At 71.8% G+C, this 25,278-nt stretch carries 24 protein-coding genes; 14 read left to right on the forward strand and 10 right to left on the reverse strand.

Features of this window, described 5'->3' with window-relative positions; translation table 11 throughout:
* Nucleotides 1-23 precede the first annotated feature (23 nt).
* Complete coding sequence (locus IEX42_RS15275; RefSeq protein ID WP_229660899.1) at nucleotides 24-734, forward strand: YoaK family protein; 711 nt, start codon at nucleotides 24-26, stop codon at nucleotides 732-734.
* On the opposite strand, the gene IEX42_RS15280 is transcribed toward IEX42_RS15275, so the two are convergent.
* A complete protein-coding gene (locus IEX42_RS15280) occupies nucleotides 721-2,265 on the reverse strand; it encodes an AtzH-like domain-containing protein (protein ID WP_188780546.1) in 1,545 nt (514 codons plus the stop codon). The two genes, IEX42_RS15275 and IEX42_RS15280, sit on opposite strands and share 14 nt — an antisense overlap.
* A 38-nt stretch (nucleotides 2,266-2,303) precedes the next feature.
* Nucleotides 2,304-3,083: an exodeoxyribonuclease III gene (locus IEX42_RS15285; RefSeq protein WP_188780547.1), complete on the reverse strand. Its 780-nt coding sequence runs from the start codon at nucleotides 3,081-3,083 to the stop codon at nucleotides 2,304-2,306.
* Nucleotides 3,084-3,141: 58 nt separating this feature from the next.
* On the opposite strand from IEX42_RS15285, the gene IEX42_RS15290 reads away from it, so the two are divergent.
* On the forward strand, nucleotides 3,142-3,915 hold the full coding sequence (locus IEX42_RS15290; protein WP_229660900.1) for a CDP-alcohol phosphatidyltransferase family protein: 774 nt from the start codon (nucleotides 3,142-3,144) through the stop codon (nucleotides 3,913-3,915).
* 3 nt (nucleotides 3,916-3,918) lie between these two features.
* Here the strand turns inward: IEX42_RS15290 and IEX42_RS15295 are convergent, their stop codons facing one another.
* Nucleotides 3,919-4,848 carry an aldo/keto reductase gene (locus IEX42_RS15295; protein ID WP_188780549.1) on the reverse strand — a complete coding sequence of 310 codons (930 nt, stop codon included), beginning with the start codon at nucleotides 4,846-4,848 and terminating at the stop codon, nucleotides 3,919-3,921.
* A 133-nt stretch (nucleotides 4,849-4,981) separates the two neighbouring features.
* Here IEX42_RS15295 and IEX42_RS15300 point away from each other — a divergent pair, with 133 nt between their 5' ends.
* Nucleotides 4,982-5,323, forward strand: a complete 342-nt coding sequence (locus IEX42_RS15300; RefSeq protein WP_188780550.1) for a TraR/DksA family transcriptional regulator — start codon at nucleotides 4,982-4,984, stop codon at nucleotides 5,321-5,323.
* A 180-nt stretch (nucleotides 5,324-5,503) separates the two neighbouring features.
* Here the strand turns inward: IEX42_RS15300 and IEX42_RS15305 are convergent, their stop codons facing one another.
* Entirely contained in the window at nucleotides 5,504-6,358 is an 855-nt protein-coding gene (locus IEX42_RS15305) for an SCO6745 family protein (protein WP_188780551.1), read from the reverse strand.
* Nucleotides 6,359-6,391: 33 nt separating this feature from the next.
* Between IEX42_RS15305 and IEX42_RS15310 the strand changes: the two genes are divergently transcribed.
* From IEX42_RS15310 to IEX42_RS15325, 4 genes are all read left to right on the forward strand, one after another.
* The gene (locus tag IEX42_RS15310) at nucleotides 6,392-8,911 is read left to right on the forward strand and encodes a DEAD/DEAH box helicase (RefSeq protein ID WP_188780552.1); all 2,520 of its coding nucleotides are present in this window, start codon (nucleotides 6,392-6,394) and stop codon (nucleotides 8,909-8,911) included.
* Between the two features lie 206 nt (nucleotides 8,912-9,117).
* The gene (gene lplB, locus IEX42_RS15315) at nucleotides 9,118-10,182 is read left to right on the forward strand and encodes a lipoate-protein ligase small subunit (RefSeq protein ID WP_229660901.1); all 1,065 of its coding nucleotides are present in this window, start codon (nucleotides 9,118-9,120) and stop codon (nucleotides 10,180-10,182) included.
* Between the two features lie 129 nt (nucleotides 10,183-10,311).
* A complete protein-coding gene (gene ilvA / locus IEX42_RS15320) occupies nucleotides 10,312-11,562 on the forward strand; it encodes a threonine ammonia-lyase IlvA (RefSeq protein WP_188780553.1) in 1,251 nt (416 codons plus the stop codon).
* Between the two features lie 78 nt (nucleotides 11,563-11,640).
* On the forward strand, nucleotides 11,641-12,813 hold the full coding sequence (locus IEX42_RS15325; protein WP_188780554.1) for an ATP-binding protein: 1,173 nt from the start codon (nucleotides 11,641-11,643) through the stop codon (nucleotides 12,811-12,813).
* A 16-nt stretch (nucleotides 12,814-12,829) separates the two neighbouring features.
* Here IEX42_RS15325 and IEX42_RS15330 read toward each other — a convergent pair whose 3' ends face one another.
* Entirely contained in the window at nucleotides 12,830-14,038 is a 1,209-nt protein-coding gene (locus IEX42_RS15330; RefSeq protein ID WP_188780555.1) for an acyl-CoA dehydrogenase family protein, read from the reverse strand.
* A 94-nt stretch (nucleotides 14,039-14,132) separates the two neighbouring features.
* Here IEX42_RS15330 and IEX42_RS15335 point away from each other — a divergent pair, with 94 nt between their 5' ends.
* Nucleotides 14,133-15,305: a permease gene (locus IEX42_RS15335; RefSeq protein ID WP_188780556.1), complete on the forward strand. Its 1,173-nt coding sequence runs from the start codon at nucleotides 14,133-14,135 to the stop codon at nucleotides 15,303-15,305.
* Nucleotides 15,306-15,311: 6 nt separating this feature from the next.
* On the opposite strand, the gene IEX42_RS15340 is transcribed toward IEX42_RS15335, so the two are convergent.
* Nucleotides 15,312-15,755: a PaaI family thioesterase gene (locus IEX42_RS15340; protein ID WP_229660902.1), complete on the reverse strand. Its 444-nt coding sequence runs from the start codon at nucleotides 15,753-15,755 to the stop codon at nucleotides 15,312-15,314.
* 144 nt (nucleotides 15,756-15,899) lie between these two features.
* Here IEX42_RS15340 and IEX42_RS15345 point away from each other — a divergent pair, with 144 nt between their 5' ends.
* Entirely contained in the window at nucleotides 15,900-16,256 is a 357-nt protein-coding gene (locus tag IEX42_RS15345) for a YchJ family protein (protein ID WP_188780558.1), read from the forward strand.
* On the opposite strand, the gene IEX42_RS15350 is transcribed toward IEX42_RS15345, so the two are convergent.
* Nucleotides 16,238-16,813 carry a DinB family protein gene (locus IEX42_RS15350; protein WP_188780559.1) on the reverse strand — a complete coding sequence of 192 codons (576 nt, stop codon included), beginning with the start codon at nucleotides 16,811-16,813 and terminating at the stop codon, nucleotides 16,238-16,240. The genes IEX42_RS15345 and IEX42_RS15350 overlap by 19 nt on opposite strands.
* Before the next feature lie 52 nt (nucleotides 16,814-16,865).
* Here IEX42_RS15350 and ychF point away from each other — a divergent pair, with 52 nt between their 5' ends.
* Both ychF and IEX42_RS15360 read left to right on the forward strand, forming a co-directional pair.
* Complete coding sequence (gene ychF, locus IEX42_RS15355; RefSeq protein WP_188780560.1) at nucleotides 16,866-17,942, forward strand: redox-regulated ATPase YchF; 1,077 nt, start codon at nucleotides 16,866-16,868, stop codon at nucleotides 17,940-17,942.
* 316 nt (nucleotides 17,943-18,258) lie between these two features.
* Nucleotides 18,259-19,041 carry an alpha/beta fold hydrolase gene (locus IEX42_RS15360; RefSeq protein WP_188780561.1) on the forward strand — a complete coding sequence of 261 codons (783 nt, stop codon included), beginning with the start codon at nucleotides 18,259-18,261 and terminating at the stop codon, nucleotides 19,039-19,041.
* Nucleotides 19,042-19,139: 98 nt separating this feature from the next.
* Here IEX42_RS15360 and IEX42_RS15365 read toward each other — a convergent pair whose 3' ends face one another.
* Both IEX42_RS15365 and IEX42_RS15370 read right to left on the reverse strand, forming a co-directional pair.
* On the reverse strand, nucleotides 19,140-19,550 hold the full coding sequence (locus tag IEX42_RS15365) for an ester cyclase (RefSeq protein WP_188780562.1): 411 nt from the start codon (nucleotides 19,548-19,550) through the stop codon (nucleotides 19,140-19,142).
* A gap of 1,190 nt (nucleotides 19,551-20,740) precedes the next feature.
* Nucleotides 20,741-21,169, reverse strand: a complete 429-nt coding sequence (locus tag IEX42_RS15370; RefSeq protein WP_188780563.1) for a DUF2251 domain-containing protein — start codon at nucleotides 21,167-21,169, stop codon at nucleotides 20,741-20,743.
* A 159-nt stretch (nucleotides 21,170-21,328) separates the two neighbouring features.
* Here IEX42_RS15370 and IEX42_RS15375 point away from each other — a divergent pair, with 159 nt between their 5' ends.
* Nucleotides 21,329-22,282, forward strand: coding sequence for an FKBP-type peptidyl-prolyl cis-trans isomerase (locus IEX42_RS15375; RefSeq protein WP_229660903.1), 954 nt, complete (start codon nucleotides 21,329-21,331; stop codon nucleotides 22,280-22,282).
* Nucleotides 22,283-22,297: 15 nt separating this feature from the next.
* Here IEX42_RS15375 and IEX42_RS15380 read toward each other — a convergent pair whose 3' ends face one another.
* Nucleotides 22,298-22,633: a VOC family protein gene (locus tag IEX42_RS15380; RefSeq protein WP_229660904.1), complete on the reverse strand. Its 336-nt coding sequence runs from the start codon at nucleotides 22,631-22,633 to the stop codon at nucleotides 22,298-22,300.
* 490 nt (nucleotides 22,634-23,123) lie between these two features.
* On the opposite strand from IEX42_RS15380, the gene IEX42_RS15385 reads away from it, so the two are divergent.
* Together IEX42_RS15385 and IEX42_RS15390 are read left to right on the forward strand one after the other, a co-directional pair.
* Nucleotides 23,124-24,341 (forward strand): cupin domain-containing protein, encoded by a 1,218-nt coding sequence (locus IEX42_RS15385; protein WP_229660905.1) that lies wholly within the window; start codon nucleotides 23,124-23,126, stop codon nucleotides 24,339-24,341.
* Nucleotides 24,338-25,264, forward strand: coding sequence for a ferredoxin family protein (locus tag IEX42_RS15390; RefSeq protein WP_188780565.1), 927 nt, complete (start codon nucleotides 24,338-24,340; stop codon nucleotides 25,262-25,264). Before IEX42_RS15385 ends, IEX42_RS15390 begins: the two co-directional genes overlap by 4 nt.
* Nucleotides 25,265-25,278 lie beyond the last annotated feature (14 nt).

The following is a 25,278-nucleotide window of genomic DNA, read 5'->3' on the forward strand; positions in this document are numbered from 1 at the left end:
CCGACGTGCGCCACCATCTCCGGGTGAGTCGCCTGTCTGCGCTGTCCACCGAGCGGGTCCACCTGCCCCTGATGCTCGTGCTGACCTTCTCCACCGGCGTGGTGGACGCCGTCGGCTACCTCGGCCTGGACCGGGTCTTCACCGGCAACATGACCGGCAACGTCGTCGTGCTCGGCATGGCGCTCGCCGGCGGCGCGGACCTGCCCGTGCTGGGCCCGCTGCTCGCGCTGGGCGGCTTCGTCCTCGGTGCAGCCCTCGGTGGCAGGGTGCTCGAGCGGGCCGCGCACGTCTGGTCGTGGCTGACCACGCTGCTCCTGGCGGTCGTCGGGCTGGTGGTGCTGGCGCTCGGCGTGGTCGCGCTCGCGGTCGGCGAGCCCGGCGACACGCTGCGCCTCGCCATCACCACCCTCCTCGGTGCCGCGATGGGCCTGCAGGCGGCGACGGCCCGGGTGGTCGCGGTCAAGGACGTCACGACCGTGGTCGTCACCTCGACGCTGACCGGCCTCGCCGCCGACTCGGTGCTCGGGTCCGGCAAAGGGGGCGGTACCGGTCGCCGGCTCGCAGCCGTCGTCCTCATCATCCTCGGCGCGCTCGTCGGCGGCCTGCTCGTGCAGCTGCACCTGGGCGCGGGGCTGCTGCTCGCCGGGGTGCTGGTGCTGCTCGTCGCCGGCACAGGCGGCCTGCACGCGCGTGCCCGGAAGGGAGAAGGCTCGGACCAGGTCAGCGCGCGGTGAGACGCTCGGCGAGCGAGAGCAGGTCGCGGTCCCGACCGGGTGCGGCGACGAGGCACGCCCCGCACGGCAGGCCGTCGGAGGTGCGGAGCGGGACGCTCAGCGCAGGCATCCCGGCGATGCCCGCGGGACAGACCAGCCGGAAGGTCGCCCGGCGAACCCGCTGGGTGCTCGCGGCCAGGTCGGGGCCGATCGGCGGAGCGACGCTCGAGGCGCTCGGGATCACCAGCACCCGGTCGCCGACCAGCCCGCGGACCACCTCGGCCGCACCGGCGAGGATCGTCTCCGCCCGCACACGGTCGTCCTCGGTGACGCCGGCACCGTGAGCGAAGCGCGCGCGTACGTCGGCGCCCAGCACGTCGAGGCGCCCGCGCAGCCAGTCACCGTGCGCGGCCCAGGCCTGGTGGGCCTGGAGGTCGCCGTACGACGCCGGCCACTGCGACCACGACGAGACGTCGTGGTCCTCGGTGCGCGCCCCTCGCTCGTACGCCCACGTCCGTACCGCTGCCGCCACGTCGTCGTCGGCCAGGCGGAGCAGGGCGGGTACGACAACCAGCTGGTCGGTGCCGCCGGGTCCCGGGTCGCTGTCGAGCAGCACGTCGCCGACCGCACGGAGCAGGTCGGCCGTCCTTGTCATCCAGCCCACGGTGTCGAAGCGCTCGGCCAGTGGCAGCAGGCCGGTGCGGTCGACGCAGTCGTGCGTGGTGCGCAGCCCGAACAGTCCCTGGTAGGCCGCCGGGACCCGGATCGAGCCGGCGGTGTCGGTGCCGAGCCCGATGCTGGCCTGGCCCAGCGACACCGCGCTCGCCGAGCCGTTGCTGGACCCTCCGGGCACACGGTACGGCGCGCGAGGGTTCGGCGGTGTGCCGTAGTGCGCGTTGGTGCCGGCCAGGGAGTACGCCAGCTCGTCGGTGCGGGTGATGCCGGTCAGGTCGGCACCCGCGTCGAGCAGGGCCTGGACGACGGGCGACGTCTCCTGCTCGACGGCCGCCTCGGCCAGCCAGGCGGGATTCCCGGCACCGCGCCGGTGGCCCGCCACGGCGTACAGGTCCTTGACGGCGAGCTTCTCACCGAGCAGCGGCCCGGCGCCCGATCCCGGCACCAGCGGGTCCCCGACGACGCGCCAGACCCGGGTGTCGAGCGCCTGCGGCGGCGTCGACACGTGGGCCGCCGTGATCACCCAGGCCCGCCGGCCGGTGACGTCGACCGTGCGCGCCCACAGCTGGGTCTGCTGGCCACGCCCGCCGTCACGATTCTCGGTCACGGCGACCACCAGCGCGTGGTCGGCGTCGATCACCTGCACGTGGGTCTGCACCAGCGTGCGCGGACGGGCGCCGCCTCGTGAGCGCCGGAAGTCCGCGATCGCCTCGCTGCCCACCAGCAACCCGTCCCCGTCGCCCCGCAAGGTCGTCGGTCCCGGCGCGAAGAGCCGCTCGAGAGCGGCCAGGTCGTCGGCCATCAGCGCGCGCTCGTACTCCCTGAAGGCCGCCGCGAGCTCCGGCGGTACGGGCGGAGGCGCGCTCCACGGACTCATCGCTGGACCCTACGCCGGACGCACGGTCGTGCCTCGACTCAGCCGAGGTCCACGATCACCGGCGCGTGGTCGCTGGCGCCCTTGCCTGCCCGCTCCTCGCGGTCGATCTCCGCGCCGAGGACGCGCTCGGCGAGAGCGGGGGAGCCGAGCAGGAAGTCGATGCGCATGCCTCGGTTCCGCTCGAAGCGCTGCCGGTAGTAGTCCCAGTACGTGTAGACCTCCGGCCCCGGCGTGAACGGCCGCGCCAGGTCGGACCACCCGTCGTCGAGGAAGGCCTGGAACGCCGCGCGCTCGGGCGGGGTGACGTGGGTGTCCTTGGCGAAGGCGGCGATGTCGTAGACGTCCTCGTCGCGCGGGGCGATGTTCCAGTCGCCGACCAGCGCGGTGGGCTCGCCGACCCAGGCCGAGGCTGCGGCGCGCAGGCGGGCCAGCCAGTCCAGCTTGTAGACGTAGTGCGGGTCGTCGACCTTGCGGCCGTTGGGGACGTACAGCGACCAGACGCGTACGCCGCCGCACGTCGCGCCGATCGCGCGCGCCTCCGCCTTCGGCTCCGGGTCACCGAAGCCGGGCATGTCCGGGAAGCCGACCTCGACGTCCTCGATCCCGACCCGGCTGATGATCGCCACGCCGTTCCACTGGTCGTACCCGACCGCGGCGACGTCGTACCCCGCGGACTGCAGGCCCATCAGCGGCAGCTGCTCCTCGCGCGCCTTCGTCTCCTGCACGGCGAGCACGTCGATCGCGTGCCGCTCGAGGAAGGCCTCGACGCGGTCGATGCGGGAGCGGATCGAGTTGACGTTCCAGGTCGCGAGGCGCACGGACGCCACGATACGAATCACCCGAACGGGGGCGGTCACGGCGTATACCGTTCGCCCGGTGACTCTCGGAGCCTCCACGGCCGCCCCCAGCGCTGTGCCCAGCCCGGGCCGGCGCCTCGCGGCAGGCTCGGTCCACACCTACACCGCGATCGGCGCCGTGCTGGCGCTGCTGATGGTGCACCTGTCGTACCGCGGCGAGGTCTCGGCCGTGCTGTGGCTGTTCCTGGCCGCGATCTTCATCGACGGCACCGACGGCTTCCTCGCCCGCCGCCTGCGGGTCAAGGAGGTGATGCCCGGCTTCGACGGTGCGCTGCTGGACAACATCATCGACTTCATGACCTACGCCCTGGCGCCGATGGTGCTGCTGTGGGCCAGCGGGGCGCTGCCGGGCGGCGTCTGGGGCGGGTTCTGGGCGGCGCTCCCGGTGCTGGCATCCTGCTACCAGTTCTGCCAGACCGACGCGAAGGCCGTCGGCGAGGACCACTTCTTCAAGGGGTTCCCGTCGTACTGGAACTCGGTCGCCTTCTACGCCATCGCCGGCAGCTTCAGCCCGACCGTGACCGCCGTCGTCATCGCGGTGTGCACCGCGCTGGTGTTCGTGCCGGTGAAGTACGTCTACACGACGCGCACGAGGAAGCTGTTCACGGTGACGATGGCGCTGGCCGCGCTGTGGATGGTCGCGTACGCCGTCGTCGTGGCCCAGCTCTCGGACCCGCCCCTGTGGCTGCTCTACGCGTCGCTGGCCTACCCGGTGTACTACGTCGTGCTCAGCCTGTGGCTGACGTACCTCACCAGCCGCCGCACGCACGTGGCGGCGCCGGTCGCCGCCTGAGCCCTACCGACGGACCGCGTCCGAGGCCTCGGTCAGCCGCGCGGTCTCCTCTGCGCTGAGCGCCAGGTCGGGGACGGCGAGCAGCGACGGCAGCTGCGAGACCCTGCTGACGCTCGCGATCGGGGCGGTGACGCCGTCGCGACCGAGCAGCCAGGCCAGGGCGACCGTGCCCGGCTCGGCGTCGTGGGCCTGCGCGACCTCCTCGACGACGCGCACCACGTCGAACGCCTCGGGCGAGGCGTACCCCTCGGCGATGCCGCCGCGGCGCGAGTCGGCGGCCTGCTTGATGTCCTCGACTGAGTCGTACTTGCCGGTGAGCAGGCCGCTGGCCAGGCCCCAGTACGGCAGCACGGCCAGCCCGGCCTCCGTGGCAATGGCCTGCCGGCGGTCCTCGTACGACGTCCGCCGCAGCAGGCTGTACTCCGGCTGCAGCGCGACCGGCTTGCGGAACCCCTCGCGCTCGGCGATCTCGAGCCACTCCAGGATCCGGTCGGGGGAGTAGTTGGAGATGCCCAGCTCGCCGACGCTCCCCGCCTGCACGAGCTCCTCGAAGGTGGCCAGGGTCTCCGCCAGCGGGGTGTCCTCGTCGTCGTAGTGCGCCCAGAGCAGGTCGATCCGGTCGGTGCGCAGCCGCTCCAGCGACTCCCCGACGGCGGTGCGGACGGTCTCGGGCCGCAGGTTCCTCCGGTCGGACTTGCGCCCGACCTTGGTCGCGAGCAGCACGTCGTCGCGGCGTCCGGACCTCTCGAACCAGGACCCGAGGATCGACTCCGACGCGCCGTCGCCGTAGGAGTCGGCGGTGTCGATCACCTGACCGCCGCCCTCGACGAACGCGTCGAGGACCTCGTGGGAGGTGGCCTCGTCGCTGGTCCAGCCGAAGGGGTTCGCGCCGAGCGCGAGCGGGAAGACGTCCGTGGAGCCGATGCGAGTCATAGCCGGCCCAACGGGCCGCGGGCGCGGGATCTTCCTCACCTCGGTGGTCGAGCCCGACCGAGCGCCAGCGAGGCGGTGTCCTGAGCCTGTCGAAGGGGAGGACGTCGAGACTCCCCTCGGGCACACTGTCGCGATGGACACCGACCAGGCCGCCCGGGAGCTGCGGGCCAAGCTCGCGGAGATCGACGAGAAGGCCGCGGTGATGACCGCGCCGCCGGACCAGGCGGCGAACATCTCCTTCGGCAAGCGGGTCGGTGACGGCACGCAGATGGCGGTCGACCGGATGGCGCAGGTCGGTGTCCACGACAAGCTGCTGCGCACCCGCGAGGACGTGCTGCGGGCGCTGGCGAAGATCGAGGAGGGGACGTACGGCCGGTGCGACGTGTGCGGCGAGCTGATCCCCGAGGCCCGCATGGAGGCGCTGCCCTGGGCCGTGCTCTGCGTGAAGGACGCCGCCGGCGCTGGTGGACGATGAGCAGCGACGAGCGAGCAGCAGCGGCGCCGATCGGCCTGGGGCGTGCGGCGGTGCGGTGGTCTCGACGCGCTCGCTGGCGCTCGCTGCTCGACCACCTACCGATAGGTGGTCGAGCCTGACCGAGCGCCGGCGAGGGAGGAGGTCGAGACCCGGCGAGGGGCTCGGGGCCGGGACCTGCGGTCAGCGGCTGGCGAAGACTCCGTCGGGGAAGGCGCCGTTGCCCAGCGCGGTCCGCACCAGCGGGGCGCCGAGCTCGGCGAGGCGCGTCGTCCCCTCGTCGCCGAGGGCCTCCCACGGTGCGTCGCCGAGGCGGTTCGTCGTCGCCTCGACGTCCTTGCGCAGCGCCTGCCCGGCGTCGCTCAGGCCCCCGTCTGTGCTCATCAGGCCGCGCTCGGCCAGCCCGTCGACCGCCGCCTGCCAGTCCTCGGCGGAGTAGCCGCGCGTCTTCTGCGCGGCCCCGACGGTGAACCCCTTGCCGGTCGCGGTGTGCGTGACCAGCGCCTCGGCGCCGGAGAGGTCAGCCGCGACGAGGGCGGCGATGTGACCGTCTCCGCGGTGCTCGCGGAGCAGCGTCAGGGCGTGCCAGAGCCTGAGGTGCGGCTCGGTGGGCCAGTCGAGGTCGGCGTGGGCGGCGTACAGCGGGCGTCCCTCGGGCGTGCACGCCTGCGCCGCGGTACGAGCCAGCTCCGCGGCCTCCGCCACCTCCGGCGAGGCGACGAGGTCGTCGCCGAGCAGTCGCCGGTACGTCGTGTCGATCCCGCGGTAGCGCGCCGCCACGACCTTCTCCGGCGTGGTGCTCTCCCAGCACGCCGGCACGACGTGCGCGACCAGGGAGGGCGCGAAGTTGTAGAACGTCGCGGTGATCGTGCCCGGCCCGACCGCGCCCATCGCCGCGGCGCGACCGGCGAAGTACACCCCGCGACCCTTCGGCACGCCCGCCTCCATGATCGCCGCGTCGACATCGGGGGAGAAGTAGCACAGGGCGTGCAGCGGCTCGAGGGAGCGGGCGGTACGCCCGGAGGTGGAGGGATCCATGTGTCCTTCCTACCTGACACGATGGCGCGTGCGATGACCACCACCGATGCCGGGGCCCTGCTGCGCCTCCCCGAGGGCGACGCCGACCCGGACGCGCTCTTCGACGCCGTCGAGACCTGGGCGGGCAGCCGCGGGCTCTCGCTCTACCCGGCCCAGGAGGAGGCGCTGCTCGAGCTGGTCACCGGGGCCAACGTCATCCTCTCGACGCCGACCGGGACGGGGAAGTCGCTGGTCGCGACGGGCGCGGCGGCGTTCGCGCTCGCCGCCGGCCGACGGACGTACTACACCGCGCCGATCAAGGCGCTGGTCAGCGAGAAGTTCTTCGACCTGATCGGCGTCTTCGGGGCTGCGAACGTCGGGATGCTGACCGGCGACGCCTCGGTCAACGCCGACGCACCGGTGGTCGCCTGCACCGCGGAGGTGCTGGCCAACATCGCCCTGCGCCAGGGCTCGGCCGCCGACATCGGGCTGGTCGTGATGGACGAGTTCCACTTCTACGCCGAGCCCGACCGCGGCTGGGCCTGGCAGGTCCCGCTGCTCGAGCTCACCGGCGCGCAGTTCCTCCTGATGTCGGCGACGCTCGGGGACGTCACGCGGTTCGTCGAGGACCTGTCCCGCCGCACGGGGCGACCGACGGAGGTCGTCAGCAGCGCCGAGCGGCCGGTGCCGCTGACGTTCTCGTGGGCGCTGACCCCCGTCCACGAGACGATCGAGGAGCTGCTCTCCACCCACCAGGCCCCGGTGTACGTCGTCCACTTCACCCAGGCCGCCGCGCTGGAGCAGGCGCAGGCGCTGACCTCGATGAACGTCGCCACCCGTGCCGAGCGCGACCGGATCGCCGAGGAGATCGGCGCCTTCCCGTTCGCCCGCGGCTTCGGCAAGACCCTCTCGCGGCTGCTGCGCCACGGCATCGGGGTGCATCACGCGGGGATGCTGCCGAAGTACCGCCGCCTGGTCGAGCAGCTCGCCCAGGCCGGCCTGCTGAAGGTGGTCTGCGGCACGGACACCCTCGGCGTCGGCATCAACGTGCCGATCCGCACGGTGCTGTTCACCGGCCTGGTGAAGTACGACGGCCGCCGCGAGCGGCTGCTCAAGGCGCGCGAGTTCCACCAGATCGCCGGGCGGGCCGGGCGGGCCGGCTACGACACCGCGGGAAGTGTCGTGGTGCAGGCCCCCGAGCACGTGATCGAGAACCACAAGGCCCTGGCCAAGGCGGGGGAGGACCCGAAGAAGAAGCGCAAGGTGCAGCGGAAGAAGGCACCCGAGGGACGCACCACCTGGACCGAGGAGGCGTACGAGCGTCTCGTCGCCGCCGAGCCCGAGCCGCTGGTCTCCCGGATGCGGGTCACGCACGCGATGCTGCTCAACGTCATCGCCCGCGACGGCGACCCGTTCACCGCGATGCGCCGGCTGCTGCGCGACAACCACGAGGACGGTCGCGCGCAGGTGCGGCTCGTGCGGCGCGCGGTCGCGCAGTACCGCTCCCTGCTCGCTGCCGGCGTCGTCGAGCCGCTGGACACCCCGGCCGCCGACGGTCGGACGATGCGGCTGGTCGAGGACCTCCAGCTCGGGTTCGCGCTGAACCAGCCGCTGTCGACGTTCGCGCTCTCCGCGCTGGAGACCCTCGACCCGGAGAGCGTGTCGTACGCCCTCGACGTGGTGTCGGCGATCGAGGCGACCCTCGACGACCCCCGCCAGGTCCTCGGCGCCCAGGAGCACAAGGCTCGCGGCGAGGCCATCGGGCAGATGAAGGCCGACGGCATCGAGTACGACGAGCGCATGGAGCTGCTCGAGGAGGTCACCTACCCGAAGCCGCTCGAGGAGCTGCTCGAGCACCTGTACGCCGTCTACCGGCAGTCCCACCCGTGGTCCGGCGAGGACGCGCTGTCACCCAAGTCGGTGGTGCGCGACATGTACGAGCGCGCCATGACGTTCGCCGAGTACGTCGCCTTCTACGGCCTCGCGCGCTCTGAGGGACTGGTGCTGCGCTACCTCGGCGACGCGTTCCGTGCGCTGCGGCAGACGGTGCCGGAGAGCATGCGCAGCGAGGAGCTGGCCGACCTGATCGCCTGGCTCGGGGCCGTCGTACGCCAGACCGACTCCTCGCTGCTCGACGAGTGGGACGCGCTGACCGCGCCGCCCGCCGAGGGCGCTGCGCCGGCCGAGGTGCGGCCGCCCGAGCCCCCGCGCCTCACCGCCGACTCCCGCGCTTTCACGGTGCTGGTCCGCAACGCGATGTTCCGCCGGGTCGAGTGGGTGGCCCGCGACGACGCGGCGGCCCTGACCACCGACTCCTCGCTCGACGAGGCCGAGTGGGGCGAGGCGCTGGACGCCTACTACGCCGAGCACGACCACGTCGACATCGGCCCGGACGCCCGCAACCCACGCCTGCTGCTGGTCGAGAAGTCGGCCGAGGCGTGGGAGGTGGCGCAGGTCCTCCGCGACCCCGCCGGCCACCAGGACTGGCGGGTCACCGCGCGCATCGACCTCGCCGCCTCCGACGAGGAGGGTGAGCTGGTGATCGACGTGACCGGCCTGACCCGCCTCGGCTGATCCCACCTCCCCGTTGAGTGGTGCCCCCTGCTGGCCCGAGTGGTGCGTTCCACCGGCTCGAGCGGTGCCGCCTGCCGGTTCCAGTGACGGGTCCTGCCGGGAGTTGCGCCTCCCGCCAGCAAAAGGCGCAACTCGACCCGGCAAAGGGCACCACTGACGGGAAGGTGATGCCCAGCGTCGGGCATGCGAGAGGCACGCCCGCTGTTGTGGACGAGGTGACGACGCTGCACGGTGAGTACAAGGTCCCCGAGGGCAAGCTGGTGGTCGTCGACCTGGCCGTCGCGGACGGCCGGCTGGCCGACGTACGCCTCTCCGGTGACTTCTTCCTCGAGCCCGACGACGCGATCGAGGAGATCACTAGCGCGTTGACCGGGCTGCCGAGCGACGCCACGGTGAGCGAGCTGGCTGCGGCCGTCGAGGCGGCGACGACCGATGCGGCGCTGATCGGGTTCGACGCCCGTGCGGTCGGCTTCGCGGTGCTGCGCGCGCTGGGCCGCTCGGTCGCGTGGCACGACCTGGACCTCGCGCTGCTCGACGCCGGGCCGCTGCACCCCCGTGAGCAGATGGCGCTGGACGAGGTGCTCGCCCTCCAGGTCGGCGAGGGCGTGCGCGGACCGACGCTGCGCGTGTGGGAGTGGGCGTCGAACGCCGTGATCATCGGCTCCTTCCAGTCGCTGTCCAACGAGGTCGACCTCGACGCGGCCGCGCGCCACGGCGCGACCGTCGTCCGCCGGATCTCCGGGGGCGGCGCGATGTTCGTCGAGCCGGGCAACACGATCACGTACTCGCTCTACGTGCCCGCGGCGCTGGTCGAGGGGATGTCGTACGCCGAGTCGTACGCCTTCCTCGACGCCTGGGTGGTGCGCGCGCTGCGCGAGCTCGGCGTGGACGCGTCGTACGTCCCCCTCAACGACATCGCCTCGTCGGCCGGCAAGATCGGCGGAGCCGCGCAGAAGCGGCTGTCGTCCGGCGCGGTGCTGCACCACGTGACGATGTCGTACGACATGGACGCCGCCGCGATGCTCGACATCCTGCGCATCGGCAGGGAGAAGGTCTCGGACAAGGGGTACGTCAGTGCCGGCAAGCGGGTGGACCCGATCCGCTCGCAGACCGGCCTCTCCCGCGAGGACGTGATCGCCGCGATGGTCGGGCACTTCGAGGCCTCGTACGGGCTGACCCGCACCCGGCTCGACGACGCGACGCGTGCCGAGGCGCAGCGGCTCGCCGACACCAAGTACGCCGACCCCGGCTGGACCGCCCGCGTGCCGTGAGGGCCGCACCTGCCGCGTTGAATCCTCAGTTCTGCTGGCTCGAGTAGTCACTTCTGCCGGTGTCGCCCGGCAGAAGGCGCAACTCGGCCCAGCAGAAGGCACCACTCGACGTTGCCTAGGCTCAGCACCATGAGCGACCTGCCAGTGACCCCCGACGACGTCGCGCGTGCGGCGGAGGTGGTGCCGCGGATCGCGGTCCCGACGGCGCTGGACCGCTCGAGCCGGCTCTCCGAGCGGCACGGCGTCGAGGTGCTCCTCAAGCGCGAGGACCAGCAGGTCGGCCGCTCGTACAAGGTGCGCGGCGCGTTCAACCTGATGTCGGGGCTGACTCCCGACGAGCTGGCCCGCGGCGTCGTGTGCGCGAGTGCCGGCAACCACGCGCAGGGGCTCGCGCTGTCGTGCTCACGGCTCGGCGTCGACGGTCACATCTTCGTCCCCACCAACACCCCGCGGCAGAAGCGCGACCGGATCCGCGAGCTCGGCGGCGACCGGGTCACGCTGACCATGCTCGGCAAGACGTACGACGAGGCCTCGACGGCGGCGACCGCGCACGGCGTCGAGCACCAGATGACGTACGTCCACCCCTTCGACGACCCGCGCACCGTCGCCGGCCAGGGCACCGTCGCGTTCGGGCTGGTCCGTGACGAGGGCGAGCCGCTGGACGTGGCGGTGGTGCCGGTCGGTGGTGGCGGCCTGCTGGCGGGCATGGCGACCTGGCTCAAGCACCGCTGGCCGGACTGCCGGGTGATCGGCGTCGAGCCGGAGGGGGCGGCCAGCATGCGTGCGGCGCTCGCCGCGGGGGAGCCGGTCGCGCTGGAGGGCATCGACACCTTCGTCGACGGAGCGTCGGTCGGCCGGGTCGGCGCGACGACGTACCCGATCGTCCGCGACCTGGTCGACGACGTCGTCACGGTGTCCACCGGCGCGGTGTCGACGGAGATGCTGGCGCTCTACCAGTCCGACGGGATCATCGCCGAGCCCGCCGGCGCGATGGCCTCCGCCGCGCTGTCCGTGCTCGAGCTGGAGCGCGGGAGCCGGGTGGGCTGCGTCGTGTCCGGCGGCAACAACGACGTCAGCCGGTACGCCGACGTCATCGAGCGCTCACTGGTCCACGAGGGCCTGCGGCACTACTTCCTCGTGTCCTTTCCCCAGGAGCCCGGCGCGCTGCGGCACTTCCTCGACGACGTGCTGGCCGCGGGGGAGGACATCGTGGTCTTCGAGTACGTCAAGAAGTCCAACCGCGAGACCGGTCCGGCGCTGATCGGCATCGACCTCGAGAGCGCGGACGGGCTCCCGGGGCTGATGGACCGGATGAAGCAGAGCAACATCAACGTCGAGAAGATCGCCTCGGCCTCACCGCTGTTCGAGTTCGTCACCTGAGGGTGCGCCGCGTCGGCGCTGGCTGTCGGTGCGTGGGCTTATTGTTTGTGATGTTTCCCCCGATCATCAGGAATCATCATGCTGAGCAGCCCGTACTCGCCCGGCGCGGCGCCGACCTTCCTGTCCGGGCGGCGTGAGCAGCTGGACTCGGCGCAGGCCGAGCTCGGCCTGGTGGCGACCTACGCCCGCTTCGTCGGACGGATCAGGGTCGAGGTGGGTCAGCGCGGGGTCGGCAAGACCTCGCTGCTGCGCGCGGTCCGCGCGCAGGCCGAGGAGGCCGGGTTCGTCACCGCGTGGGTGACCGCCCGCGCCGACGAGCGGCTCGTCGGGGCGCTGGTGCACGCGCTCGGCGAGGGGCTCGCCACGATCGGCGTCGACGTCGGACGGCACCGCGGTCTGCGTGAGCGGGTCCGCAGGCTCACCGTCGAGCTGGGTGCCGGTCCGGCCAAGGCCGGGGTCGAGCTCGACGTCAGCGCCGAGCAGGGGACGGCGCCGGCCTCCTCCGCCGCCTTCGGAGGGTTCGTCAGCGAGGCGGCCCTGGCCGCGCGGGAGCGGGGATCGGCGGGCCTGTGCCTGCTGGTCGACGAGATCCAGGCCGCGCGGGTCCCCGACCTGCGCACGCTGGCGTACGCCTGGCAGGAGCTCCAGACCGCGGTCCCGGAGCCGCCGGCGGTGCTGTTCGCCGCCGGTCTGCCGGACAGCCCGGACGTGCTCACGCGGGCGGTGACGTTCTCCGAGCGCTTCGGCTTCCGGCCGCTGGACCGGCTCGACCCCGACGACGCCCGGCGGGCGCTCCTCGCGCCGGCGGACTCGGTCGGCGTGGGCTGGGACGAGCGCCTGCTGGCCGAGGTGCTGCGGCGCGCCGAGGGCTACCCGTACTTCCTCCAGCTCTGGGGCGACGCCGTGTGGCGGGCCTCGGTGCCCGAGGCCGGCGGTGTCCTCGACGAGTCCGCGCTCGCGGTGGCCGAGACCGGTGTCCGGGCAGAGCAGCAGACCATGTTCCGGGCACGGTGGGCGAAGGCGACGCCGGCCGAGCAGCGTGTGCTGGCAGCGATCGCCGCGCTCGAGGAGGACGACGGTGCCGGCGTACGACGCTCGGCCGTCGCCGAGCGCCTCGGGGTCGGCAGCAACGACCTCAGCGAGCCCCGGCGTCGGCTGCTCGACAAGGGCCTGATCGAGGCGCCCGGCCGCGGGCGGCTGGCGTTCACGACGCCGGGGTTCGCGGCGTTCGTCCGCGAGGAGACCGAGTAGGCCTCGTCGTCGGCACTCAGACGAACGCGCTCTCCCCGGTGATCGCGCGCCCGACGATCATCGTGTTGATCTCCCGGGTGCCCTCGTAGGAGTAGATCGCCTCGGCATCGGCGACGAAGCGCCCGACGTGGTGCTCGAGGAGGATGCCGTTGCCGCCGAGGACCTCGCGCGCCCATCCCACGGTCTCGCGCATCCGGACCGTGCTGTGCATCTTGCACAGTGACGCGTGCTCGTCCTTCAGCAGCCCGGCGTCCTGCAGCTGGGACGCGCGTGCGTTCATCGCCGTCGAGGCGGTCACGTTGCTGAGCATCTTCACCAGCAGGTCCTGCACGAGCTGGAAGCCGGCGATCGAGCGGCCGAACTGCTCGCGAGCCTTGGTGTAGCGCAGTGCGTGCTCGAAGGCGCCGCGTGCGCAGCCGGCAGCCTGCCAGGCGACGTCCATCCGGGTCACCCGCAGCACGTTCGAGGTGTCGTGGAAGGACTCGGCGCGCTGCAGCCGGTTCGCCTCGGGCACCCGGCAGTCGGTCAGCGCGATCTCGGCGTTCTGCACGACGCGCAGCGCGATCTTGTCCTCCTGCTTGGTGAACTCGATGCCGTCGGTGCCCTTCTCCACCACGAACCCCTTGACCTGGCCGTCGTCCTCGTCGCGGGCCCAGATGACGACGAGGTCGGCGAAGGTGGCGTTGCCGATCCACTTCTTCGCGCCGTTGAGCACCCACTCGTCGCCGTCGCGCCGGGCGCTGGTCGCGAGCCCCTGGGAGATCGCCGAGCCCACGTCCGGCTCGGTCAGCCCGAAGGCGCCGATCAGCTCCATCCGGGCCATCGCCGGCAGCCAGCGCTCGCGCTGCTCGTCGGAGCCGCACAGGTGGATCGACCCCATCGCCAGACCGCCGTGGACGCCCATGAAGGTGCCGATCGACGGGTCGACGCGACCCAGCTCCATCGCGACCATCCCGTTGACCAGCGCCCCGCGGTCCGGGCAGCCGGGGCCGTCGTACGCCAGCCCGGCGATGCCGAGGTCGGCGATCCCGGGCACCAGCTCGTGCGGGAACTCCGCGCGGGTCCAGTAGTCGTTGATCACCGGCTCGACCTCGCGGGTCATGAACGCCCGCACCCGGCTGAGCAGGTCGCGGTCCTCCGGCTCGAGGAGCAGCTCGAAGCCGAGGAAGTCAGAGAACGGGGAGTCCTCGAGGTCGAGGTCGCGCAGGTCGTCAGCGGAGGCCATGGGGTAGTCGTACCCCATGGCGCCGTACGGGGGGTGTCCGCGTATGACTCGTATACCCCTGGGGGGTATGGTCTTCGGGGTCGAGAGGAGACACATGTTCCTGCTGCACGAGATCGGTGACGCCCTGGCCGCGGCCGGCACGATGGCCTGGCGGATCGCCTGGTCGCTGATCCTGGGCTTCGCCCTGTCCGCCGTGGTGCAGGCGGTCGTACGCCGCGAGGCGATCGTCAACGCGCTCGGCGGCACCAGCGCCGCCAGCACCGCTCGCGCGACCGGCCTGGGCGCGGCCGCGTCGTCGTGCTCGTACGCCGCGGTGGCGCTGGCCCGCTCGTTGTTCCGCAAGGGCGCGAGCTTCGGCAACGCGATGGTCTTCCAGATCTCCAGCACCAACCTGGTGCTCGAGCTCGGCATCGTGATGGCGCTGCTGCTGGGCTGGCGGTTCACGCTGGCCGAGTTCGTGGCCGGGCCGATCATGATCGTCCTCGTCGCGGTGATCTTCCGCTGGTTCGTCTCCCAGAAGGTCGTCGACGACGCTCACGAGCAGGCCGACAAGGCGCTCGCCGGCTCGATGGAGGGTCACGCCGCGATGGACATGTCGCTCGAGGAGGAGGGGTCCTTCGTCCAGCGCCTGTTCTCCGGCAAGGGCTTCACCGCCGTGTCGAACATCTTCGTCATGGAGTGGGGCGCGGTGCTGCGCGACGTGGTGATCGGGATCCTCATCGCCGGCTGCGTGGAGGCCTGGGTGCCGACCACGTTCTGGCAGACGGTCTTCGCCAGCGGCGACTCGTTCTGGGCGTACGTCGTCGGCCCGCTGCTGGCGCCGGTCGTGGCGATGCTCAGCTTCGTCTGCTCGGTCGGCAACGTGCCGCTCGCCGGCGTCCTGTGGAACTCCGGGGTGTCCTTCGGCGGTGTGATGGCCTTCGTCTTCGCCGACCTGCTGATCCTGCCGATCCTGGTGATCTACCGGAAGTACTACGGCACCGCGATGATGCTGCGGATCCTCGGCTGGTTCTACCTCACGATGGTGGTCGCGGCGTACGTCGTCGAGGCGCTGTTCGGTCTGCTCGGGCTGACCCCGACCGTGCGCGACGCGAAGGTCTCCGCGGGTGGGTTGAGCTGGAACTACACCACCTGGCTGGACATCGCGCTCGGACTGCTGGCCGTGGTCCTGGTGTGGCGCTCGTTCCGCAACGGCGGCCGGGAGATGCTCGGCATGATGGGCGGCAGCCCCGACGACTCAGAGCACGCGGAGCACTCGCACCACTGAGCCGCCTCAGCGCGGGCGCCACCGCTTCCACTGCGCCTGCCCGCTCGCGCGGACCTTGTCCTGCCACCACAGCTCGGCCTCGACGCTGATCTCGTCGAGGTCGGAGTCGATCACCCGCGCGACGAGCTCGGCCGGCTCGGTCAGCGGCGAGGGCCGGCGGTAGCGGACGTCGAGGCCGGCGGTGACGTACTGCAGCGTCCCGTCCGGCGGGAGGCCCAGCCGCTCGGACTCCACGCTGACCATCGCCGCGCTGTGGCAGTCCAGGAGCGTCGCGATGATCCCGCCGTTGAGGTAGCCCAGCCCGTTGTCGTGCTCGGCCCACGGCTGGAAGCGCGCGCGGACGGTGCCGTCCTCGGCCACGTGGCTGGCCAGTTGGAGGCCGCGCTCGTTGGCGGGCCCGCAGCCGAAGCACATCAGTTCGGGGAAGTACGTCTCCTGGATGCTCTGCACGGTCCCATCCTCGGTGCCGCCCGGTTCCCGCGACGAACCGGCACCTCCCATGGCGTACTCGTCGTGGGAAGTGCCGGTTCACCATGGTCTCGCGGCGGAGCCGTGACTGGTGGGGCGTGGCCCGGTCTCTCTAGGGTCGGGCGCATGAGCGGTCTCTGCCCCTGCGGCACCGGAGCGGCGTACCACGACTGCTGCGAGCCGATCCTCGACGGACACCCGGCGCCGACCGCGGAACGGCTGATGCGCTCGCGCTACACCGCGTTCGTGCGTCACGACGCCGACCACCTGTTCCGCTCCTGGCACCCGCGTACCCGGCCCGACGAGGTCACCGCGGCCGGTGTGGAGTGGACGGGTCTCGAGGTGCTGCGCACCGAGGACGGCGGCGAGGGCGACGAGCACGGGACGGTCGAGTTCATCGCGCGCTACGACGGCGGCGAGGTGTGGGAGACCAGCCGCTTCGTCCACCACGCCGGTCGCTGGGTCTACGTCGGCCCGGAGTAGCCGTTCGCCCAGAGGTCGCGCATCAGGCAGACCTCGGCGAGGTGGTGCAGGCACTCGCGGTGGATGTGCAGCACCAGCGTGGCCATCGGTTCCTCGGCGTACGGGCCCTCCGCCGGGCCGCAGGGCTCGGCGAGACCGTCCTGGCCGAGGCTGCGCACGCCGGCGAGCCAGGTGGCGTACTGCTCGTCGAGCTGGGCGAGGCCGCCCGCGGCGGTGGGGGCGTACTCCCAGGAGTCGTAGTCGGTGGCCGGGGCGCCGAAGTGGTTCGCCGAGCGCATCGCGAGCACGCCGACGATCACGTGACCCAGGCGCCAGGCGATCGTCGTCACCGGAGACGGGTCGGGCGTGGAGTCGGGCATCTCCCAGTCCAGGCACCACGCGCCGGACCCGGCGGCGACGCTGGTCGCGGCCCGACCGCGCGGGCGGAGGCTCCACCCCGGTACGGGCTCCCAGAGGTACTCCTCGTCGCTGAGTCCCTCGAGCCGTGGGCGTGTCTGGTGGGTCCACTGCCAGTCCAGCTGGTCGACGAGCAGGGTGTTCCAGTCCAGGGCCGCCATGGGCCCACGCTGCCGTCGGCGGCGCTGCCGCGCAACCGTAGAGTGACCTCCCGTGGCTCTCACCATCGGCATCGTCGGCCTGCCCAACGCGGGCAAGTCGACCCTCTTCAACGCTCTGACCAAGAACGACGTCCTCGCGGCGAACTACCCGTTCGCGACCATCGAGCCGAACGTCGGCGTCGTCGGCGTCCCGGACTCCCGGCTCGGCGTGCTCGCGGAGATGTTCGAGTCGGCCAAGGTGCTGCCCGCGACGGTCGAGTTCGTCGACATCGCCGGCATCGTCAAGGGCGCCGCCGAGGGGGAGGGGCTGGGCAACAAGTTCCTCTCCCACATCCGTGAGGCGGCCGCGATCTGCCAGGTCACGCGGGTCTTCACCGACGACGACGTCACCCACGTCGACGGCAAGGTCGACCCGGGGTCGGACATCTCCACCATCCAGACCGAGATGATCCTGGCCGACCTCCAGACCGTCGACAACGCGCTGCCACGGCTGGAGAAGGAGGCGAAGATCAAGAAGGAGACGCAGGCCAGGGCGGCTGCGGTGCGCGAGGCCAAGGACGCGCTCGAGGCCGGCACCCCGATCATCGCCACCTCGATCGACCGCGACCTGCTGCGCGAGCTGTCGCTGCTGACCGCCAAGCCGTACATCTACGTCTTCAACTGCGACGCCGACGAGCTGGCCGACGAGGCGCTCAAGCAGCAGATGCGCGACCTGGTCGCCCCGGCCGAGGCGATCTTCCTCGACGCGAAGTTCGAGGCCGAGTTGGTCGAGCTCGACGACGAGGCCGAGGCGCGCGAGATGCTCGCCGAGATGGGCGTCGAGGAGCCCGGGCTGGACACCCTCGCCCGCGTCGGCTTCGACACGCTCGGGCTGCAGACGTACCTCACCGCGGGGCCGAAGGAGTCGCGCGCCTGGACGGTCAAGAAGGGCGCCACCGCCCCCGAGGCCGCCGGCGTGATCCACACCGACTTCCAGAAGGGCTTCATCAAGGCCGAGATCGTGTCGTACGACGACCTCGTCGACGCCGGGTCCATGAACGCCGCGAAGTCTGCCGGCAAGGTCCGCATCGAGGGCAAGGACTACGTGATGGCCGACGGCGACGTCGTGGAGTTCCGCTTCAACGTGTAGGTGGGTTGCAAAAGCCCAAGTCAGAGGGGTCCGGTCTGCGTAGAGCCCGTTTCTGCCCTCACAGTGCCCTCGGTAGATCGGTTGACTCTGCCAACTAGTGCGTGCAGTCGCGTCGCTTTCGGTCCTCCTCGGTCCGCTGACGCTGGGCGTGATCGTTCGGCATCGTGGTCGGTGTGCGCACCCGCCGAGTCGGTGTCGAGATGCCCGGCTGCGGGCACTCGTGGTGCGGGCACGGGCAACGTTGCCGAGTGCGGGGTTCCGCGGGCGCGTCGTCGGCGGTCTTACCGCCCAACCCCCCGGGAGTAGCGTCGAGGACATGACGTTGCACCAGGTCCGACGCGGAAGCGGCAGTCCATTGCTGATGGTGCACGGTCTGGGCGCTGGATCGCGATCCTGGGCTCCCATCGTCGACGACCTGGCCGAGCGCCGCGAGGTCATCGCTGTCGACCTGCCGGGGTTCGGTGAGACGCCGGCGTTGACCGGCGAGGTCTCGATCGCGACCCTGACCGATGCCGTTGCGGACTTCATCCACGAGCAGGGGCTGGACGGGGTCTCCACCGTGGGTCAGTCGATGGGTGGGCGCATCGTGCTCGAGCTCGCGCGGCGCAGGCTCGGCGGCGACACCGTGGCTCTGGACCCGGGCGGCTTCTGGAACGGCCGTGAGCAGGCCGTCTTCGGGGCGACGCTGCGTCCGTCGATCGCTCTGGTCCGTGCGCTCCGAGGCGCGCTCCCGTCGCTGCTCGGCAACCCGGCGGGCAGGACTCTTCTGTTGGCGCAGCTGTCCGCACGGCCCTGGGCTCTGTCTCGCGACACGGTGCTGCCAGACGTGCTCGGCCTGGCAGACTCCCCGTCCACGGGCGATGCTCTGGATGCTCTGATCAAGGGCCCCAAGCAGGAGGGCGCCCCGGCGGGCACCGTGCCCGGCCGGGTCACGATCGGATGGGGTCGACGCGACCTGGTGACCCTGCCGAGGCAGGCTGCACGCGCCACAGAGCTGTTTCCCGACGCGGTGCTGCACTGGTTCGAGCGGTGTGGTCACTTCCCGCAGTGGGACTCACCGAGTGAAGCGACGCGCTTGATTCTGGACAGCACCGGCTGAGGCGTCAGGCCGGCGGTATCGCGACCGGGTCTCGAGCTCCGGCTGCGGTACGCAGGACGGAAGCCGTCGGCCAGGGACGACCGGTCGGTCAGTGGTGCTCAGGTGAGTCCGAGCTGCGACATGATGCCGGCCTCATCCGTGCTGCCCCAGCGCTCCACCAGCTTGGCGTCGCCGTCGAATTTGCTGATCTGCACGCCGCGGACCGCGAAGGACTTGCCGGTGGGCTCGTGGCCTTGGAAGACGCCCTCGTGGGTGCCGGTGAGCGTGTAGGCGAAGGCGACGTTGTCGTCGTCAGCCACGAGGTGCTCGACCTCGACGTGCAGGTCGGGGAAGGCCGTGCGCATCTCGTCGAAGAATGCGACGAAGCCCGCGGGGCCGTCGACCTGACCGGGAGCCGGGTCGTGGTCGACCTTGCCGTCAGCGACCAAGCCGTGCAGAGCCTCTAGGTCACCGGTGTTGACGGCCTCGCCGAACGCCTGCTGGGCCGCGGTGTTGGTTTCTTTGCTCATCTGACTCTCCTCAGCTGATGGTCCCCAGGACGGTCGCCCGGGTCGCTCCTCGACGAGTGAACACTGGGTGCCAAAGTCCGCTGACTCCCCTCTGCGGGAGATCCTCACCGTCGCCGGCGGCCCGGTGGCCTTGCTGGCCGAGGGGCTCGGGCGCATTGACGGAATCGAGTCGGCGTTCCTCTACGGGGTCCTTCGCCGCACGGCTGAAAGGAGTCGCCGGGCCGGCTCCGCACGACATCGACGTGATGGTCGTCGGACCCCGGATCTCGACGCGGTCTACAAGGCGTGCACGCCGTTGAGGCCGCCGTGCACCGTCCGGTCGATCCGACGATCCTCAGCCCGCCGAAGCTCACAGCTCAGTCGGGCTTCCTGGCCACCGTGCGATCCGGTCCGATCGTCCCGGTGGTGGGGGAGCCGTCGTGGCGGTGAAACCTCTGACTTGAGGGCGGCTTGTTCTTTCAGGGGCAGGTCGGGCCTCGCCGGGCATGCGGTGCGGAACGCACGTCTGCAGCAGCTCAACTGGACAGATCGATCTCGCGAATCGATGTCCGGGGCACCGCGAACGGGCCGGGCCCCTCGCCCGTCGCCTGCGTCCAAATGACTTGCTGGCTCGCGATGTAGGCCTCGGCCATCTGCTCAGCGGTCAGGTTGCCCGAGGTGAGGTAGAAGGCTCGGACGCCATGGCGAATGATTGCGGCACGTTCTGCCGGTCGATACCGGATTCGTTCATCCTTCCAGCACGGCCCAGCCGTTCTCGCCGGCGAGATGTAGCCAGTCGGTGTCGGCGACGCTCTGACCAGCCTGGTCGCCGTAGTGCTCGGCCATCGTCAGTAGCGACAACCCTCCGCCCGCAGGAGACGAGGTACCCGAAAGCGTCCGAGGCTGCGGTCCACGAAGAACAGCGGTGCTCGGGCTTCGTCTGCGGGTGATTGGAAACGCCCACCAGGCCTCACCCAAGCCCTCTAGGACACCCGAAAGTCGATGGCTCCGGCCCTCGTCTGCCGTCAATCTGCCCTCAGTAGAACCGTCAGAGACCCAAAACTATAGAAGACGAAGAGACGCGACAGGGCGGTGTTTGCCCAGGTCAGAGGGCGTTTCCGACCACTGATCGCAGACGACGAAAAGTGTGATCATCGTTCCGCTTCAACGTCTAGTCTCGTCGACCTCCGAGCTCGGCGTTGGGCAAGAGGTCAGCTGTCCAGCAGCGCGTCGGCCGTGGCGTCCCACTCGTGGCTGGTCTGCCGACGCCACAAGCCCGTGCGGGTGGGTGGTGGGAAACCCGTACGGCACCAGCCGCGCTCGGCGGTGAAGTCGAAGACCGCATGCGCATGGTCGTTGATCAGCAGCGCCGCGACGTTGCCGGCCGTGTTCCAGGCGATGGCGGCGCGGCAGGGGAGGTGCCGATCGGTCACCTGCTCGACGTCGTAGACGTGCAGGGCGTCGGCGATCTCCTCGCCTGCGGGACGTGGGAGTACGGCGTAGAAGTAGCCGGTCTCCCCGTCGTCCTCGAACACGACCTGACCGACCCCGGTCGGTGAGCTGCTCGGCAGCAACGGCCCCGACCCGTCGTCGTCGGTCGACCCGACGGTGAGCTCGATGGCGTTCGCCTCGTGCAGCATCGGACCCCCTGGACGACTGGGTGCCGGTCGCCGAGGCCGGCACGAGACGAGCAGACCACCTCGCCTGGGGCGTGTCCAGGGCACGGGCGCCTCAGCGGGTGCTCAGGGTCGGTGGCTACGGTGCAGGACGACGTACCCATCCTGGAAGGTCGGACCCCCTTGCTGCACGGAACCCGCCGTACCGCGGCCGCTCTCGGCGCCGTCGTCCTGCTCACTCCCGTCCTCGCCGCGTGCGGTGGGGGTGGCGACGACAAGAGCGACACGGACGTCGCCGGGGTCTCGCTCTCCGGCGGGGTCGGCAAGAGCATCAAGGCCTCGTGGCCGGAGAAGTTCTCCGGCAAGAAGTCGAGCAAGGCCACTACCGTGGTCAAGGGGTCCGGCGACGAGATCGCCAAGGACGACACGGTCAGCACGTACGTCTGGATCGGCAGCGGCAAGTCGAAGAAGACGGTGTACGACGACTACAAGAACGGCGCGTCCGAGCCGATCCCGGCCGGACAGGTCAGCGGCGTGCTCGGCTCGCTGTTCGACGGTGCGACGTACGGCTCCCGCCGCGCCGCGGTGACCACCGGCAGCGACCTGTTCGGCTCCCCGTCGGGCAACCCGCAGCTCGGTGTCGGCGGCAGCGACCCGGTCGTCATCGTGGTCGACCTGGTGAAGAAGGCGCCGGTCTCCCCGACGCCGTCCAGCGACAAGGTGCAGACCGCCCCGGCGAGCGAGCAGCCGAAGGTCGTCGAGAAGGGCGGCAAGCCGTCCGGCCTCGACTTCGCCGGGGTCGACGAGCCGGCGCTCGACACCCCCGTCCAGCGGGTCGTGCTCAAGCAGGGCAACGGCGCGGCGGTCAAGGCGACGGACACGATCACCGTCAACTACCTCGGCTCGACCTACAAGGGGACCACCCCGTTCGACGAGAGCTACACCAAGCAGCCGCTGAGCCAGCCGCTGAGCGGTCTGATCAAGGGCTGGGCGATCGGGCTCACCGGCGTCAAGGTCGGCAGCCGGGTGCTGCTGCAGATCCCGCCCGCGTACGGGTACGGCGCGCAGGGCAGCCCGCCCACCATCCCCGCCAACGCGACGCTGTGGTTCGTGATCGACGTGACCGGCACGAAGTAGCCGGTCCCACACCCCTCAGGTGTGCGTGCCGACGTTGACCACGCGGCCGGCCGAGTCGCGGTAGAAGAAGCGGGTCACGCCCCACTCCTCCCGGCTGAGCGGGTGGACGACGGCGAGTCCCGCTGCCGTGGCCGCGTCGTGGGCAGCCTCCACCTCGGCGAGACTGACGAGGAAGATCGAGACGTCGGGGTTGACTGTCGCGGTGGCGTCGGTGGTCATCAGGCTGAGCTGGTGCCCGTCGGCGTCCGCGAGGGTCACGATCCACCTGTGGTCCATCACCGGACGCAGGCCGAGGACGGCCGTGTGCTCGGCCACGGCGGCGGCCAGGTCCGGCACGGTCAGGTTCGGCACGATCCGCTCCACGGGCACGTCGCCGAGCAGACCACGACTCGTGCGGGGCGTCCAGGTTTGAGCCCGCGCCGAGCGGGCACCGGTCATTCGGTGGCACCGGCTCCGGTGCCACGACCAGCCGAGAAGGAAGTAGGGATCCGACGTGCTCGACGACGACGACATGACGACCTCTGGCGACAACGGTGCCGAGGGCCCCGCGGACGGCGGCGCTTCGGGTACGCCGGGTGTGCAGGACGGCGGTGCCGATGGTGGGGCCGAGGGTCCCGCTGACGGTGGTGCCTCGGGTACGCCGGGTGTGCAGGACGGCGGTGCCGATGGTGGGGCCGAGGGTCCCGCTGACGGTGGTGCCTCGGGTACGCCGGGTGTGCAGGACGGCGGTGCCGACGGCGGCGCCTGAGCGTCGTACGACCTCCCGGCCGGGGTGGTGCCCAGGTGGGCGCCGCCCCGGCCGTGCCGTCCCCCCGCACACCGATGGGAGATGATCTGACCCGTGGACCCGTTGCGCCGCCTGACCGGACTCAGTGTCGAGGAGTTCGCCGACAGGCACTGGGCCAAGGCGCCGCTGCTGCGGCGCGCCGCTGAGCTCCCCGGCGACGGGTTCGCCGACGTGCTCGACCTGCCCTCGGTCGACGAGCTGGTCTCGCGCCGCGGGCTGCGGACCCCGTTCCTGCGGATGGCGCGGGAGGGGCAGGTGCGCAGCGCAGGCTCGTACACGCGGGCCGGCGGGGCCGGTGCCGAGATCGCCGACCAGGCCGCCGACGACAAGGTCCTCGCCGAGCTGGCCGCCGGCAGCACCCTCGTGCTGCAGGGGCTGCACCGGATGTGGCCGCCGGTCGTCGAGCTGATCGCCGCGCTGACCGCGCAGCTGGGCCACCCGGCGCAGGTCAACGCGTACATCACGCCGGCGCAGAACCGCGGCTTCGACCCGCACTACGACGTGCACGACGTCTTCGTTCTGCAGTTCGCCGGCCGCAAGCACTGGCGCATCCACGAGCCGGTGCTCGAGGCGCCGCTGCGCGACCAGCCCTGGGACCAGCGACGCGGTGCCGTCGCGGCCAAGGCCGAGGGCGAGCCGGTGATCGACACGGTGCTCGAGCCCGGTGACGTGCTCTACCTGCCGCGCGGCTACCTGCACTCCGCGAGCGCGCTCGGCGCCGTCTCCGGCCACCTGACCATCGGTGTGCAGCCGGTGACCCGCGCCTTCCTCGCCGAGCAGGTGCTCGGCACGCTGTCCTCCGACGTCGAGCTGCGACGCTCGCTCCCCGTCGGGACGGACCTCGCCGAGCCCGACGTGCTCGGACCCGAGCTGAAGGCCACCCGCGAGGCGCTGCACGCCGCCATCGACCGCCTCGACGACCAGCAGGTCGCCGGCGCCGTACGACGACACCTCGGCGCCACCACCCGGCCCGCTCCGCTGTCCCCGCTGGCGCAGCTCGAGGCGGCCGAGGCGCTCTCGGCCGCGTTCGCGGTCCGGCTGCGTCCCGGCCTGCGCTGCCACCTCGTCACGGCCGGTGACGGAGTACGACTCGACCTGCCGGACAAGTCGCTGAGCCTTCCTGGCTCGGTGCGCGGGGCCGTGGAGGCCCTGCTCGACCGCGACGACCACGTGCTTGCCGGCCTGCCAGGGGTCGATGAGGCCGATGCGGTGACGCTCGCGGCTCGCCTCCTGCGCGAGGGCGTCGTGGTGCCCGCCGACTCGTCGCGGTGAGCGGGCCCGTCCCGCGGGAGTCGGCCAGCCGGTGCGCGTTGCAGGCCCAGCTGCGCGGTGACCCGATGGCCGGTACGGCGCCGCCCGCCTCCCGCCTCCTGCTGGTCGAGCAGGCCGGGCCCTGGGGGCCGCGGGGGCTGACCGAGAGCCGCGCCGACGCCGACCTCGCCCGGCAGGTCGACGAGCTCGCCGCGGCCGGAGGGGCGCGGATGCAGGCGATCCGGGAGCCGGCCAGGCACGCCGGACGCGCGAAGGGTCACCGGGTCGCGCTGGCCGACACCCGCGACGGGCAGCAGGTGACCTGGTGGTGGCGGGTCGACGACCTGGCCGAGCTCCTGGAGCAGCTGGCGCGCCGGTCGCCCGACGCGCCGGCGGACCTCGTCGCCCCCGACGACGCGGTCGAGGACCGCGACCCGGTCTACCTGGTGTGCACCCACGGCAAGCACGACGCCTGCTGCGCCCTGCGAGGCCGGCCTGTGGCGACCGCGCTGGCGGAGGTACGCCCCGGACGGGTCTGGGAGACGACCCACGTCGGTGGTGACCGCTTCGCCGCGAACCTGCTCGTGCTGCCGTACGGCGAGATGTACGGCCGCGTCCTGCCGTTCGCCGCCTCCGACTTCGTCGACCGGATCGAGGCCGGTGACGTGGTGCCCGGGCTGATGCGCGGTCGCGCCGGCCTTCCGCCGGTCGCCCAGGCGGCGCTGGTCTTCGCCCACGAGCGCCTCGCCGAGACCCGGCGGGACGCCTTCGCGGTGACCGGTATCGAGAAGCTCGAGGACGGCACCACGACAGTCGGGTTGCAGAGCGCGCACGGACCGGTCACCGCGGTGATGGCGACCGAGATCTCGGAGCCGAACAAGCTCACCTGCCGCGGGCCGCAGGGCGTACGCGCGCGGGTCTACCGGGGCGTGACGCTGCGCTAGCCGGACGGGGTCTC

Source organism: Marmoricola endophyticus, assembly GCF_014644415.1.
GTDB classification, from domain to species: Bacteria; Actinomycetota; Actinomycetes; order Propionibacteriales; family Nocardioidaceae; genus Marmoricola; species Marmoricola endophyticus.

What these genes read in the sequence shown, in the direction of transcription:
- IEX42_RS15280 (WP_188780546.1), bottom strand. Translation starts at nt 2,265, where the DNA reads ATGAGTCCGTGGAGCGCGCCTCCGCCCGTACCGCCGGAGCTCGCGGCG.
- IEX42_RS15295 (WP_188780549.1), bottom strand. Translation starts at nt 4,848, where the DNA reads ATGACTCGCATCGGCTCCACGGACGTCTTCCCGCTCGCGCTCGGCGCG.
- IEX42_RS15300 (WP_188780550.1), top strand. Translation starts at nt 4,982, where the DNA reads ATGGACACCGACCAGGCCGCCCGGGAGCTGCGGGCCAAGCTCGCGGAG.
- IEX42_RS15305 (WP_188780551.1), bottom strand. Translation starts at nt 6,358, where the DNA reads ATGGATCCCTCCACCTCCGGGCGTACCGCCCGCTCCCTCGAGCCGCTG.
- IEX42_RS15310 (WP_188780552.1), top strand. Translation starts at nt 6,392, where the DNA reads ATGACCACCACCGATGCCGGGGCCCTGCTGCGCCTCCCCGAGGGCGAC.
- ilvA (WP_188780553.1), top strand. Translation starts at nt 10,312, where the DNA reads ATGAGCGACCTGCCAGTGACCCCCGACGACGTCGCGCGTGCGGCGGAG.
- IEX42_RS15325 (WP_188780554.1), top strand. Translation starts at nt 11,641, where the DNA reads ATGCTGAGCAGCCCGTACTCGCCCGGCGCGGCGCCGACCTTCCTGTCC.
- IEX42_RS15330 (WP_188780555.1), bottom strand. Translation starts at nt 14,038, where the DNA reads ATGGCCTCCGCTGACGACCTGCGCGACCTCGACCTCGAGGACTCCCCG.
- IEX42_RS15335 (WP_188780556.1), top strand. Translation starts at nt 14,133, where the DNA reads ATGTTCCTGCTGCACGAGATCGGTGACGCCCTGGCCGCGGCCGGCACG.
- IEX42_RS15345 (WP_188780558.1), top strand. Translation starts at nt 15,900, where the DNA reads ATGAGCGGTCTCTGCCCCTGCGGCACCGGAGCGGCGTACCACGACTGC.
- IEX42_RS15350 (WP_188780559.1), bottom strand. Translation starts at nt 16,813, where the DNA reads ATGGCGGCCCTGGACTGGAACACCCTGCTCGTCGACCAGCTGGACTGG.
- IEX42_RS15360 (WP_188780561.1), top strand. Translation starts at nt 18,259, where the DNA reads ATGACGTTGCACCAGGTCCGACGCGGAAGCGGCAGTCCATTGCTGATG.
- IEX42_RS15365 (WP_188780562.1), bottom strand. Translation starts at nt 19,550, where the DNA reads ATGAGCAAAGAAACCAACACCGCGGCCCAGCAGGCGTTCGGCGAGGCC.
- IEX42_RS15370 (WP_188780563.1), bottom strand. Translation starts at nt 21,169, where the DNA reads ATGCTGCACGAGGCGAACGCCATCGAGCTCACCGTCGGGTCGACCGAC.